This is a genomic window from Verrucomicrobiota bacterium, assembly GCA_038744685.1.
Taxonomy (GTDB): domain Bacteria; phylum Verrucomicrobiota; class Verrucomicrobiia; order Opitutales; family Puniceicoccaceae; genus Puniceicoccus.
The window spans coordinates 55,225-68,429 of the sequence record JBCDMB010000008.1 but is presented as its reverse complement, the minus strand read 5'-3'; the positions used below and the strand labels follow the sequence as shown (position 1 = coordinate 68,429).

General features: G+C 52.1%; 8 protein-coding genes. 3 read left to right on the top strand and 5 right to left on the bottom strand.

Annotated features, from left to right (window positions below; all coding sequences use genetic code 11):
• Entirely contained in the window at nucleotides 1–1,407 is a 1,407-nt protein-coding gene (locus tag AAGJ81_06815; protein ID MEM0965841.1) for a sugar porter family MFS transporter, read from the bottom strand.
• A 139-nt stretch (nucleotides 1,408–1,546) separates the two neighbouring features.
• On the opposite strand from AAGJ81_06815, the gene AAGJ81_06810 reads away from it, so the two are divergent.
• Complete coding sequence (locus AAGJ81_06810; protein ID MEM0965840.1) at nucleotides 1,547–2,434, top strand: AraC family transcriptional regulator; 888 nt, start codon at nucleotides 1,547–1,549, stop codon at nucleotides 2,432–2,434.
• A 22-nt stretch (nucleotides 2,435–2,456) separates the two neighbouring features.
• On the opposite strand, the gene AAGJ81_06805 is transcribed toward AAGJ81_06810, so the two are convergent.
• From AAGJ81_06805 to AAGJ81_06790, 4 genes are all read right to left on the bottom strand, one after another.
• On the bottom strand, nucleotides 2,457–2,867 hold the full coding sequence (locus AAGJ81_06805; GenBank protein MEM0965839.1) for a hypothetical protein: 411 nt from the start codon (nucleotides 2,865–2,867) through the stop codon (nucleotides 2,457–2,459).
• Between the two features lie 327 nt (nucleotides 2,868–3,194).
• Nucleotides 3,195–5,984: a glycoside hydrolase family 2 TIM barrel-domain containing protein gene (locus AAGJ81_06800; GenBank protein MEM0965838.1), complete on the bottom strand. Its 2,790-nt coding sequence runs from the start codon at nucleotides 5,982–5,984 to the stop codon at nucleotides 3,195–3,197.
• Between the two features lie 92 nt (nucleotides 5,985–6,076).
• The gene (locus AAGJ81_06795; protein MEM0965837.1) at nucleotides 6,077–7,414 is read right to left on the bottom strand and encodes a glycoside hydrolase family protein; all 1,338 of its coding nucleotides are present in this window, start codon (nucleotides 7,412–7,414) and stop codon (nucleotides 6,077–6,079) included.
• 18 nt (nucleotides 7,415–7,432) lie between these two features.
• Nucleotides 7,433–10,444, bottom strand: a complete 3,012-nt coding sequence (locus AAGJ81_06790; protein MEM0965836.1) for a hypothetical protein — start codon at nucleotides 10,442–10,444, stop codon at nucleotides 7,433–7,435.
• Nucleotides 10,445–10,463: 19 nt separating this feature from the next.
• Between AAGJ81_06790 and AAGJ81_06785 the strand changes: the two genes are divergently transcribed.
• Both AAGJ81_06785 and AAGJ81_06780 read left to right on the top strand, forming a co-directional pair.
• On the top strand, nucleotides 10,464–12,536 hold the full coding sequence (locus AAGJ81_06785) for a sensor histidine kinase (protein MEM0965835.1): 2,073 nt from the start codon (nucleotides 10,464–10,466) through the stop codon (nucleotides 12,534–12,536).
• Nucleotides 12,536–13,168 carry a response regulator transcription factor gene (locus AAGJ81_06780; protein MEM0965834.1) on the top strand — a complete coding sequence of 211 codons (633 nt, stop codon included), beginning with the start codon at nucleotides 12,536–12,538 and terminating at the stop codon, nucleotides 13,166–13,168. The genes AAGJ81_06785 and AAGJ81_06780 overlap by 1 nt, the downstream gene beginning before the upstream one ends.
• The last annotated feature ends 37 nt before the right edge of the window (nucleotides 13,169–13,205 follow it).

Genomic DNA, 13,205 nt, shown 5'->3' with positions numbered 1-13,205 from the left:
TTATTTCTCGTTGCTGAGTTCTTTTTCGATTTCTTCCAGCGACTTTCCTTTCGTTTCGGGAACAAACCGTTTGAGGAATAGAAACCCTACTAGGCAGATGGCTCCGTAGAGCCAAAAGGTGCCGGCCGCACCCATCGCTGCGTTGATCGGCTTGAACGTTACGGTAAGGGCAAAACAGGCGATCCAGAGGGCGGATACGCACACGCTCATCGCAGCTCCCCGAATTCGGTTAGGGAAGAGCTCGGAAAGTAGCACCCAGGTAATCGGTGCGAGGGTCATCGCATAGCAGGCGATGGCGGTTAGCACGACGATGAGGACGGCAAAGCCTTTGACCTGGAAGTAATAGCAGGCTCCGAGGATTGCGTAAGTTATCATTAGTCCGCCGGAACCGATGAGCATCAACGGCCGCCGTCCGATTCTATCGACGGTCTTGATGGCGACGAAAGTGAAGACGAGATTCACGATTCCCGTGATCACGATATTGAACATCATTCCGCTGACATCGTAGCCTGCGGCCTCGAAGATTTCCTGCGCGTAGTTGAAGATCACGTTGATCCCGCACCATTGCTGGAAGACCGCGATGAAGATACCGAGGCCGAGGATCTTCAACAGCTTCGGGCTGAAAAGCTGTCCGTAGTTTACGCCTGCGGAGGCGTCGTTGAGGGTCGAGCGGATTTCGGCGATCTCGGCGTCCGCGTAGGACTCCCTGCCGATCTTCGCGAGAATCGACCGAGCCCGTTCCGTCCGTCCTTTCTTGACCAACCAACGGGGCGATTCCGGAACCAAAAGTGCTAGGAGAAAAAACAGTCCGGCCGGAACGGTCTCCGCCGCGAACATCCAACGCCAGCCCGTTTGCCCGTTCCAGGAATTCAATATGACCTCCGTGGTTGCGTCATCGGCGACCGGATGGTGATTGTAGATCAGTAAGTTGACGATCTGGGCCGCAAGGACGCCGATGACGATCGTCAGTTGGTTAATCGAAACGAACTTGCCTCGCATGCGGGAAGGGGCTACCTCGGCGATGTACATTGGGGAAACGTTCGAGGCCAAACCGATACCGATACCACCCACGATACGCGCGGCGATAAACGTGTTGTAAGAGGTGGAGAGGGCGGTCCAGATGGCCGAAGCCGTGAAAAGGGCCGCGGCAAGTACGAGGACCTTTTTCCTTCCGATCCGGTCGGTGATAAAACCTGAGAGGAGGGCGCCCGCTAGACAACCAGCCAAGGCCGAGCTAATCGCCCATCCAGCGCGCCACACCTGATCATCGCCCGTCAGGTTGAAGTAGGCTTCGTAGAAAGGTTTGGCTCCCCCGATGACCACCCAGTCATAGCCGAAAAGCAGACCACCCATCGCGGCGACCATGCTGATCATCCAAATGAATTTTAGATTATAACGAGTTTGCATCGGGCAATGGGGTTGGGAAAGCCGAAGATGGGATGGGGTCCTAGTCTGCGGGAAACCGTAGCACATTGGCCTTGCATTGAACATGGGCGATCCAATGATAGCGCATGGACAATTCTATTGTATTTAAGAGGTTTTTTAAATGGGTGAAGAAAGGGGATTGGCCGAGGGGTTTCCGCACCAAAGATTGGTCCTTCTACCGACGGAAGCACTGGTCCGTTGCCAGGAGATTCCGGTCGTGGATCAGCTTTATCCAACGCACTTGGGTTCTTATCCCTCGGCTCCGCGCCACTATGTCAAGCGGGTAGGGGTCGAGCAGGTCATCATGATCTGCTGCCTGAAAGGGCGTGGTTCTCTTGAAATGGATGATCGTATCTTTAAAATCAAAAAAGGAAATGTCGGCTTTGTTCCGTCTGGGACTCCTCATATCTATCGTAGTTCCCGCAAGGATCCGTGGTCGATTTGCTGGATTCATTTCGATGGCACACAGAAAAACGCGGTTTTGCGAAATCTGGGGGTCGGAATGGGGAAACCTTTGCTTTTCGTTCCCGACACCTCGATAGTCCGAGACGCTTTCGAAGAAGTCTATGCGTGTTTGAATTACAACTACTCCGATGCAGGGCTGTTTGCGATGGCGACCGAATTCATGCGGATGATCGGTAAGATCCGTTTGCACAACAGCGCGTCGGAGGCCGAGAAACAACGGGTAGAAAGCCGTATCCTGAAGACCGTCGAGTTCATGGAACGACATACCGATCTGCGGCTTACGCTGGAAGGTCTGGCCTCGATGGCCGGCCTCTCGGTTCCCCACTATAGCAAACTCTTCAGAGAACGGACGGAGAAATCCCCAATGGCTTACTTCGCTCAACTCAAGATGAGAAAAGCGTGCGAACTGCTGCAAGGGACCGACGAACCCGTTCAACACGTGGCGAACCGGCTGGGCATTGAAGATCCGTTTTACTTCAGTCGCCAGTTCAAGAAGATCCAAGGAGTTTCGCCGGTAAAATACCGGGAGAATTTGAGTTTGTAAGGACTTACGAAAGAGGTCTTCGCTACTGCTTAACTGTTAGATTATGGAAGACCAAAGTGTCTTGGTTCATCATACCCATGTATTCACCCATGAGGGGATCTTCCATTGCTTTGGCTTGGGAAGCTCTTACGCTTTTCATTGAATCCCAGTGAACGAAGACGAACACAGTTCCATCTTTGCTTACCGTTGTGTACCGATTGATGTAGCCAGGCTGTTTGGCTACAAATTCTTCTTTCACACGAGCGTCCGTCGCTAGCAAATTCTCGATATCGATGCCATCCAGCGGCTTGTAAGAGAACATTTCAATCGCGCCAGTGCTGTTTGAAATGCCGGTGTTAGTACTGCCCGCGGAGCCATGGTTGGAACCTGTTAACAGGCCGACGAAAAGCAACGCGGCGATAGCTCGATATTCCTTGTAGTTTTTTTTGCTCATAATTTTTACGTTTATGTTGGTTAAATTCTAGCAAACAGAAAGACGGCCTTTGACTCCGATTATCGGAGGTCTCTAACCCGAGAACCGTAGTTGAACCAGTCTAGATTGTCGCAACTCGTTACCTATCCCATTGGATCTCAACTGTGTGATTTAGATTAATGGCGGCACCGCCTTCAGGGTGTCTGCTGTTTCATAGGTGACCTCATGGTGTGTAATCGGAGACAAGGTTCCCGTAGTTGAGAGCAGCTGGGGAAAAGAGAATTTCGGGTGTCCGGTCACGTATTTGAGGTTCGCTTTTGAGGTAGGGAAGAATTCGTCTTGAAAAGTCTATTCGGCGAGAATCGGCTTAATTTCGTAGAAGCCATTCCTGTCATCGATGTCGTTACCTTTTGTGACAATCCTCATGAATTGGACCTGGGGGCGGCTTTGGAAGGTGAAGTCCTGGGAATCCGCGTCCCGTTCGCTCCTTCCGTCGAAGACCGTGATCCACTCGGCTCCAGTGTTGGAGAGCTGGATCTCGAAGTCGTAGGTGCGTTTTTCCCCGTTGACGAAGAGCATTCGCATCCCGTTGACTTCAAAGGGCCGCCCGAGGTCGAGGTCGATTGTTTGTTCGCCCTCGCCTGCCCAGTAGGTCTCTGGATTACCGTCACTGAGATGGCTCGCCGGGTTCTCCACCTCAGCATCCGTTGCTTGGACAGTGAATTCACGCGAATCGGCCAAGACCGGGTGGATTTCTAAATAGCTGTTCCAGTTGCTTGTCGAGTTGCCGAGCGCGTCGATTCGCAGGTAGCGGACTTCCCCTTGCTCAGGGAACTCGAAGAATTGCATACCGTTCTTGGAAGAGCTCCTGCCGTCGACAAGGAGCGGGGTCCACTTGGTTCCGTCGACGGATCCGAAGACGTTGAAATCGTAGGTTCGCTTGTCGGCGAGGTGGAAGGCGATCTCGATGCCGTCGAGGAGACGGGTCTCGTTCATGTCGATGGCGATCTCCTGGGGATTCTTTGCGGCCCAGCGGGTTGACGGGTTGTCATCGACAAGATGGAAAGCAGGATTGTCCGCTTCGGCACCAGTGACTTCTATGAAGTAACCCTCGGGGCCTCGGTTGTCCGGGGCCTCTTGGTAGGATACGGTAAAGGTGTGTTTGAGTGTTTGCCGGTCCGCGTTCGTACCGATGGCCTCGAGGGTGTTCTCGCCCTCCACCAGATCAACTTCCCACACGAAGGCATCATCCAATGTTCCGAGAGACTCCCCGTTGTGGAAGAACTCGACTTCGTCCATGTTCGTGAAAACTCGGTAGTCTTTGGTCGAATCGCCGTGACGATTCGTCCAGAAGGGCGACTCGATGTAAACGACGGGATCGTCGCTGTAATACGACTTCATGAGGAAGAAAGAGTCCTTCTTGTCGCGGGTGAAAGTGGCGAGTCCTTTCTGATTGATATGCGGCATGGAGTCGCCCCGCTTCGCAGAACCGAAGTCGAACATCGACCACCAGTTGGCTCCGTTGAGCCACTCGATTTCCGCCATTTGCTTCAGGTGGGACTCGAGGAACTCGTTCTGATATTGGGTGCTGAAGTCCTGCTTGCCGGGGGACTCGGTATGAATACTCAGGTCCGATCCCGCGCCGTATTCGGTAATGATGATGGGGGTCTGCGGGCTGATGTCCCGCAAGCGGGTGACGCCCTCGGTGAAGGATTCGTGGACGGTCGAGCCATACCAACCGAAATAGAGGTTATAACCAATAACATCGATGAGATCGGCGATCTTGTAGCGGGCTGCTTTGTCTTTGTTGGTGACGAAGCCCGCTTTGCGCACCGTGTCTTCGGCATGAACGAGGTCTTGGAGGCTTTCGATCAAGTCGTAAATGTTTGCGTAACCGTCACCCCGGTCGTCGATCCACACTTCGTTACTCAATCCCCAGATGATGACCGAGGGATGGTTGAAGTGCTGTTCAATCATTTCGAGGAGCATGGAGTGAGCGTTTTCCCAGATTAGGTCGGGACGGCCGCCGTTGACGTAGGGAATTTCCTCCCAGACGAGCAAACCCATCCTGTCGCAGAGTTGGAGAACGTAGTCGTCCTGCTGGTAGTGGGCGAGGCGAAGCCAGTTGGCACCGACGTCCTTAATCAGCTTGAGATCCTCGTAGTGCTGACGTGGGGAGAGGGCGCTGCCAATACCTTCGAAGTCCTGGTGGCGGTTGACGCCTTTGAGCGGGTAGGGCTTTCCGTTGAGGAAGAAGCCCTTGTCGGGGTTGAACTGGAACCAGCGGAAGCCGTGGGTGAAGTCGCACTCTTCGACGAATTTTCCGTCGACGAAAAGTTTCAGCGAGACGTCATAGAGAAAAGGATCCTCTGGGCTCCAGAGGCGCGGACTGGCGACATCAGACATTGGAACTTCGGCTGCGGTGGCTTCCCCGGTTCCGAGGTCCAACGAGATTTCGCCGGTCGAGACGATCGAACCGTCTTCCGGATTCGAGAGGGTCGCTTCGAGGCGAATGGATCGCCGGGCGTCGGAGCCGTTGTCGACGTGGGCGGTCAGCCTGAGGTCGGAGAGGGTGTCGCTGACGTTCTCGCTCCAGACGCGGTAGCCGGGACCGCCGAGCCAGTCGCGGCGGATGGAGACTTCCGGTGCGGTCAGTAGCTGGACAGAACGGTAAAGGCCGCCATAGAAATTGAAGTCGCCGCTTTTCGGGATGGTGGTTCGGTCTTGTGCGTTGGAGACCCATACATCGATCCGGTTTTTACCGGGCACAAGCCCATCAGTCAGTTCACAGGTAAAGGCACTGTAACCGCCGACGTGGTCGCCGATTTCGACGCCATTGAGAAAGACCTTCGCGTCTTGCCCGGCCGCTCCGAAGCGAAGGTAGATCCGCTCGTCGAGATCGCCCTCGCCGATGAAAAGGTTCTTGCGATACCACGAAGACCCTCTGCGGTAATCGGCGACCTCGAGAACATCCTCGGCGTTCCAGGTGTGGGGTAGGGTGATTTCTTTGTAGGAAAAGTCTGGGTCCAACGGAAGTTCAACTGTATCGCGTTCAAGGTAGAGCCAATCCTCGTCGATGACTTTAGTCCCGGGCCAGTGAAAGGTAACCTCAGGCATGTCCTCGAGGTTTTTGGACATGAGTAGTGAGCCCGTGATGCCAGAACTCAGAAGAAGTAAAAGAGTTTTCCCAATCATCATTGATTGCATTTACGACTTCAAAGAAGTGGTGGTTATATCTTGGCGTAACCAAACAGAAGGTCACCCTCCGAGGTTTGGCCAAGTAACTTGGCCGCAAAATTCTCATCGGAAAGACCGGTTCTAGCACCGCCAAAAACGACTACGAGATCACCTCCGGATTCCTCGCTTCGCAGAGCCGAACTTCCTCTCCCGAAGTCGACTTCTTCGGATGCGCCAAAACGGAGACTCTGCAGGTCAACGTCCTTTGTTGGATCAAAGCCATCTTCTGCGAGAATCCTTAGATGGATCTCTTCGGTGGTAGTAGAGATTTTGCCGCTGTTTATAATTTCAAGGCGACACGGTATAGTGAGAGGGATGACTACGTTTTTTGAGCTGTGGTTGTCTCCGGCTAAGTCGTTGTCTTTGACCACATCAATTACTGCGAAATTCATGTGAGTCGCACGCCCATACGGATCCTGCACCACTTTCGGGCGTTCGAATTTGTACCAATTTTCCGGTGTCCCGTCTTCGTAACGCATGATCTGCGGGTCGTAGGCGATGCCAGGAGCCCATTTCCAACGTATGCCGTCGGGAGAGCGCATGTAGAAGGCGGTTCGACCAAGCCAATCATTCACGATCAGATGATACTGGACCTCGTCCCGCCAAATGACCGGATCCTCCAACTTTGCACCCGCTATGCTGGGATAGACCCTCTCAGTAGTGACTTGACGAAAGTTCTCGTCCCCGCGATCGCTAATCCAGATGTGCCCTTGCTTGTTGATCATGAGAACGCTCCCGTCCTCACGGGGCACGTAGCTCTTGTTTGAAATGTTCACGTAATCCATTTCAGAGTTTAAAGTCGCGTCGATTAGTTCCCATGGTCCATCAAGGGATTGTGAGCGGTAGGCCTTGCCGATGATCCCAATAAAGTAGGTGCCGTCCTTGGTTTTGTAGATCTCGGGATTGTGCCCCTTTCCAATGACTCCGATGACCTCGAAGGGTCCCAGCGGATTCTCGCTAATAGCATGCACCACCTCTGAGCGCGGCCAAAGTCGATGACCGCTCTTATCTCCGCGCCTCTCGTTCGACGACCAGCGGCATACGAATAGATGCTGTTTTCCGTCCTCTCCCTCGATCATATTTCCTCCCCAGTAGGAATAGGCTGGATCTTCAATCCCGTTCTTGATGTCGCGCGGGATCACGTTTTCCGCACCCCAGGTATCCGATCGTAGTTTACCGAGGAGCGGAACGGGCAAGAAAAGATCCTTGAATGCTGCTCCGTAAACCAACCCATCAGGGGGCTGGTAGGTGGACTCTCGATGCTTTGCCTGAGCGGTGAGGCAGGTTATGAGAAAGACTATAAAAAGCCGGAAAAAGACACTCTCTTGCACGGAGCAGTTTTCTTTGTTTTAAGAGCTGAGGTCTCCTTCGAACTCGATTTCTATGAAACGAAAGAGCCCAATTGGGATGTCGATAAAGGCACGGTTACTATCGCTCAGAGGGAATCTCTCTCCACTGATTACGTCGCGAATTGCGACCGGATTGATGGTATGAAACTGTACTTCAGCAATGCGTTCGTCCGGATTGAGGTAGCCACTGTCGATAAGAGTGAGCCGGAGGTGGTTAGGAGAGGACTGGGCCGTGACCCAGGCGACCTCCCCACTGACCGTTAACGGGAGGAGTTGACTACGTTCCTCAATTTCATCGCGGATGCTTTCGTAAACTCGCCCGTTCGCTGAAAAAGTCTCCAGTCCGTCCGGAGAGAGGTAGTCCTTACCGTTGGTATAGTACTCGACCATAATGTCCTGATAGAGGGGATGAATGTGGTCGGTGAGCTTCCCGCGAGGGGCATCCGATTCGGCAAGCGGTCCGTTCTGGGGTGGTGTAATCAAGACAACTCCATTCTCATAAGGAGGCAGAAAATTCTGGCGCCGGTCTTTGACCCCTGCTGCATAGGTCGAGAAATCCCATGGTGTGTTGGCGGCACCGGGCCACGTTCCATTCATACGCCCAAAGACCATCGGGTTGTCCTTATTCTTTTCTGGATCGTAGAATGTCGTCCACTTGAAGTTCGCTCCTTCCTCTAGAAACTCTTCGTTTGGTTGAGAGACACTAAGGTGAACGGGCGAAAAGCTGACGATTTCATCGCGTTTGGGTACGTAGAGGGCCCCTTTCGCGATCAGTTCCCAGAGAAGACTCGTGTATTCGTTTTCGGAGGTATTCAGTTCTGTAGCACCGGAGGCAACTGAGTAGACGTTGTTGCGCAGAAAATGATTGGCGAGACGCTGATGAGAGAATTGGCGGGTGCGGTCGAAGGATGGGTTATCCCAGGCGGTTCTTGTGCCAAGGCGATTGGTCACTCCGCTCGCCCAGATACCTAACTCGGCCGCGACAGAGATATCCATGGTTTTCGCGGAAGTCTCTTCCATGAGCGGCACGAAAACGTCAGCAAACTCACCTGAGATGAAAGGTTCCCAGTATTCCTCGTAGACGTTGCCGAACCAAAAGATGTTCTTTGTTCGGATGTAGATGGATACATCTTTTCCCTCTGCATACTTGGCAAGCGGAAGGAGCAGCTCGTCTACCACCACGTGTGCTTCCTCACTTCGATCTTCAAGCTCTGGAAAAACGATTGCGGTTCTCTTACCTTCGGCTGCGTCGATCATCTTCCTGCGGGTATCCATGCTGAAGAAGAATGGGTCGTTTCCATGCCCGCCCCAGTAACTGATTCCTTCGAATCCCTCGTATTGCTCTCGAATTCCGTCAAGGATTTCGTCTTGAGTTTTCACGTAGGATCTACGGGCGTCTCGTCGCTCTCGATATTTTTCGGACTCAATGGAGGACCGATCCCATTTTTCCGGTCGTAGTTCCCAGTAGTTAAGGTGAAATGTGGGCGAATCCGAGTGCTCGGCGATCTCTCCGAGTAGCTCTTGATTTGTTTCAAACGCAGTGCGATTGAGCCCGATGTGAACAGGCAGAGGATTTCTTTCAGTGGCGGGAGCGGTGAAATTCTTGAGCTGGTTACGCAAGATGTCCGTGTTATTCTTGATTCGTGCGATCTTTCCGGGGGGGTCAATTCTCTCGTATTCTTCCTTCCAGCTTTTGTTTGTTGTATCTATTATGTAGATACAGCTGCCACCACTCTGGACGCTGGCGAGAAGGAGAAGGTCACTATTGGGAACGTGCCAAATGTCGTTGAATGAATAAGTCCCTTCGAGGACTTCTACAGTCGAAGGATTCATCTCTCGGTCGTGAAGAACAATTGAAGACCCAACCAAGGTGAGGGTTTGTCCGTCGCTGCCTCCGATAAAAACGGTTTGCCAGACTCGGTAGCCGAAATTGTCAATTTCGTGACGCAGAATCTCTCCATCGTAAAGCATACTGGTCTCATCGAAGGGATGGATGTGTTCGATACCAGAATCCATGATCATATTGCTGGTGCCGAGGAAGATCTCTCCATTACCGTCGCCATCGCTGTCGGCCACCGAAAGATGTCCTATGGGCTTTACGAGTTTTGATTTGAGGCTCGCGAAAGGTTCTGTTGAGAGTGGCTCAAAGAGGTAAATCGTTCCGGTTCCAGCATGAGAGTTCATGATTCCATCCATAACGAGAACTTCGGTCCCATCGCTCCTTTTCAAAGGCCTTAGGAAGTTAATCGTGTGCGCATCGATTTGGGGAGGTTCAACGTCGCCTCCCCGCCCCCAAGGTACTTCCTTCGAATATGTTTCAGAATGAATGCTCTCTAACAATTCTCCATTCGAATCGAGATAGTACAGCCATAGATCGTATCCTCCACAGGCAATGAACGAGCGGTCTCCGTCTCTAATGATGCAAACTGCGTTCATCGGGACATCGTTTTTCTTGAAGCTCCAGAGGAGGTCGCCGGTTACGTTCAAACAATAGATTGAGCCATCGGCATTGGCGGCGAGAATTTCATCGATCCCGTCCCCGTCCAGGTCGCCGCACCAGAGGTCATGGTTCATGTATCCGGAAAGGGGATTCGTCCACGCGATCGATCCGTCAAACCTCATTCCGAGAATTGTGCCTTCATACGTGCTGCCAACGATAAAAGGGGTGCCGTGGCTGGAACCACTTCGAACTTTCATCACCGTGTAGCCTGTATCGAAAGCGCGAATTGCTGGCTCGCCCGCTTCACCTACGGAGAAGATTACCAGGAGACAGATGCAGAGTTTGTTCACGGGAAGTAGCGTGGAATTGAAGTGGAGCGGCAGTATTGCAATGTGGAGGTTTGTGACGTAGACACTGACGGCGACGCTCCAGCGAAATTGACCACTCCGGAAGTTAACCATGATCACAAACCCATTTCGACTATGTATGTGGATAGGTCGTTGGTGTTTGAGGATGTTGCCATCGGCGAAGGCCTGTAGATTCCTGTAATATCCTTGGTTTTTGATTCTCATTTCTGAACCTTTTTGCGCGATGCTCTTTCCCCTTATCCGGTTGGTTGTTTTGCTCAGTATCTCCACAGGTGTGACGAGCTATGCCTTCAACAACTATTCTGACCCTTTGTCTCCAGATGAACTGGACGAAGCTTCGGACGCTTCCAGACCCTGGATTTTTTCAATACCCGAGCGATTGAACGGAATCAACGCTGAGATAGAGGTGGCAGAGAGTGTCTTGTCTTCTTTGCCAGACTTGAAGAACGCCACTCAATATGACGCCTATGGATACCACAGCGATTACCTTCCCGCTCTTGAAGAAGCACCGGAGGAGCCTCGCTGGGTCATCGAGATGGAGACTGGCGCTGTTGGAGGGAGCCTAAATTTTGTTATGGTCCCGTCTGTAGATCGTCGTGGCGATATTTCGCAGAGCTACGGGTTTCCGCGTCGTTTCCGGTTGATCGAGATTTTGGTCAACGGAAAAGAAAAAATTCTAGTCGACTGGAGCAAGGAAGATTTTCCGAATCCTGGTATACGCCCTGTGTATTTCGATATACCGGAGCTGGTGAGTAAGCGACTGCGCTTGGAAGTCTTTCGTGGGCAACGTGAAAACGATATCGAGTTCTTTGCGCTCGCGAGAATTCTCTGTATTCGAAAGGGGGAGGTTCAAATAATTACGGACATAGAGGCTTCGTCCAGTTTCGAGGCATTTCCCTACTGGAGTATCAACTACTTGAGAGAAGGGCGGTCTGCCTTGGGTCCACCACTAGCCAGCAGAACTTCGATTCAAGACGATTTTGTTTTGCGATTGGAAAATCCGGAAGAGAACCACGAGATTGTGGTCGAGCTGGATTTTCAGGAAAACGTCAGAGATGGATGGATACATTTATATCCCGCGCAGTTTTCCTCGGGAGTGACGGTGCCGGGATTTGGGTTCCCCAGGCGGGTAGGGGTGGAGATTGTGGAAGACGACGGTCAGGGAGGTTATGGTCGGGTTTCTCAGTTGTTGGCGAAACGTGACTACATTAATCCTGGAGACAATTTGATGCGCTTACCGTGGCGAGGGTTAACTGGAAGGTGGTTGCGTGTCACTTTTTCGGACTTCCCGGTGTATCAGGGCCAGTCTTACTTCGCTCTTGGCGAAATCGTCGTTGAGCGCCGCGGCAATCGTGATTCCGCGGAAGGCGATGTGAAGGTGACTTTAGACGGTGAGCCCATAGCCGAAAATGTTGAGCGGTTAGCCGATGAGCTCGTAGGTGGCGTTCCGGTCATGTTGACGGAGAACTGGTTGAGAGGTTTAGCGGCTGCAAAACCGATTGAAGCAAATCTGTCTAGATTGCAGGCTGAGCAAAATGAACTGGAAGGGCGTTGGGCGTTTTTCTGGCGTTCGACGATTTTGGTTGCCGTTCTGCTACTGGTATTAGTGGTTTGTTTCCTCATTTTTTGGCAGATCCATATCCGAAGAAAAGAGATCAAGAGACTTCGTTTGAGAATCGCACGCGACCTACACGACGAGGTCGGCAGTAACCTTGGCAGCATATCGCTTACCGCGGAACGTTTAGAGTCGGATATCAAGGATCCAAGTTTACGGGAGGAATTAATGGATCTATTGCTGCTCTCCCGAGAGGCTGTGGTCTCGCTACGTGACGTGATCTGGGTGACCGACCAATCCACTCTCTATTTGGATGACCTCATTGATAAGCTGGTGGATCGGGCGCGAAAGGTTTTGTCCGCTGTTGAGTTGTCGGTGGATACAAAAATCCTTTATCCCCGTATGGTCCTGTCACTCAGGGCAAAGCGTCACTTGATCATGTTTTTCAAGGAAGTGATTCACAACTGTGCGAGACATTCGAAAGCCGAAAAGGTGTGGCTCAAAATTCATGCGTCCTCTGGAAACTTCAGTCTTACGGTTCTGGATAACGGGGTAGGATTTAAAGAATCTCGAGTTGAACAGGGTTGGGGGTTGGAGAGTCTTCGAAAGAGGGCGAGGGAGTTGGGCGGTTCGTTAAACTTGGAATCCGCCACTGGTAAAGGGACTACGATTTCTCTCGAATTGCCATTGCAAGCATTGCGAAAGAGCCGAAATCATGGATACAACACTTCAAACGAGTGATGATACCGATTAACGTATGGATCGTGGAAGACGATGCGGGCTACAGGCGCAATCTCCAGCGTTCGCTCAGTCGTCAGGAGAATGTTACCTGTGATCGGGTATTTCCCTCTTGCGTGGAATTCCTCGAAGCTGCGAAGGAGGGGCCGAGACCAGATATCATACTGATGGATCTCGGGTTGCCTGAGATGAGCGGGATAGAAGGTATTCGCCGCTTATTGTCAATCGTGCCTGATGCAACGGTGATCGTTTTGACGGTTGTCGAGGAAAAGGGTAAAGTTCTTGAAGCGTTGGATGCAGGGGCAACGGGGTATCTGTTGAAGACTTCATCTACGGTCGAGATTGTAAACGCATTGCGACAGGTTTTTATGGGTGGTGCTGCTCTCAGTCCGGGGATTGCCCGTTTGGTTCTAGAGGAGTTTCGCAAACCAGCTTCCAACGACTTCGAGCTCTCCCAACGGGAAATTGAAGTTCTTGAGTGGTTGTCTCAGGGGTTGGCGGTCAAGGAGATTGCGGCTCGGCTGGACATAAGTCGAGCGACAGCTGCTTTTCACCTCGGTAACATCTATCAAAAGCTTAATGTTCAGTCCCAGACTGGAGCAGTGGCAAAGGCCCTGCGTTCTGGGATCATTTGATCCAAGGAGAGATGGCGAACATCGAACGTTGAACACT